1 protein-coding gene is annotated in these 1,010 nt (G+C 39.0%); it reads right to left on the reverse strand.

What is annotated here, in order from left to right; all coding sequences use genetic code 11:
* Nucleotides 1-747 precede the first annotated feature (747 nt).
* Nucleotides 748-1,010: hypothetical protein (locus D0T87_RS23570; protein WP_163178605.1), on the reverse strand; the 263-nt coding region annotated here is incomplete at its 5' end.

Consider the following 1,010-nt stretch of genomic DNA (forward strand, 5'->3'; position numbering starts at 1 on the left):
AAATTGATTTTTGCGTGGGACATTCCGGTGGTTTGCGTGGGACATTTGGGGGAAAAGTTGAACGCAAAAATCTTTTTGCATGGGACTTTTTAATACACCAGCTACGAGGAAAATAATTGGCTGTAGGGGCGGTTCGCGAAACGCCCGAAAATGATTTCCGAAGCAATCATCCCAGAAAGAGTGATATATGTATTCCTTTTTATAGGGTTGATTTATATCGTCGAAGTTTTTCGAAACGCTGTATGCCGATAGGATAGCGGCGGAAAGAGGCGCTGTAATCTATGGTACTCGCAACTTTACTATTGGTATTTATTCATTCTCAGTGACAAATATACTGGATAGTATGTGATTTGTAAGCGAGGAGAGAAAATAATTCTTTTTTTGTAGGGTTTTACGTTATTTCAACTATCCACCCCGTTTTACACTAAACCCATCAATAAAAACCATGCCAATTCACCCCTTCATTCAATTTCCGGATTGGTCTTTAAAAGGCAAAAAAAAGCCTGCGGAACAAATTCATTTAGTTAATATATCGTAATTTACGCATTAAACACAAATCAGTCTCCAAACGAATTTCTTCCGATTTTCAGAAAATACCCCCTATTTGCTATTATATATACGCGAAAAATGATGTAAATATATTTGCACTATATATAAGGCAAGTTGAAAAGTTAAAATAGGACTTTAAAGGGGACCATCTATTGTGTATTTCGAACAAAGTCACTTACTTTGTACCAGCAATGTCCGTCATGTATAAGATGACGGACATTTTCTATTATTTCTTACCCCCTCATCCTTTCCTTTATTCTCGGGAGAAATCACAGCAAAACATCCGGTTTCCATCGTAAACACACGAGTCCGTGCAAGCTTCTTTACACCGGCACCTTTTCGACCTCGACCCTTATAGAACAGGCGGATAACAGTATCGAATACCGTACATCCGGCCTCGCGAAGATGCTCATGAGAAAAAGAAGACAGATAAATACGAGTGGTCTTCTCCGTACCATGCC

Origin of the sequence: Bacteroides sp. 51 (assembly GCF_010500965.1) — a bacterium.
GTDB lineage: Bacteria > Bacteroidota > Bacteroidia > Bacteroidales > Bacteroidaceae > Bacteroides.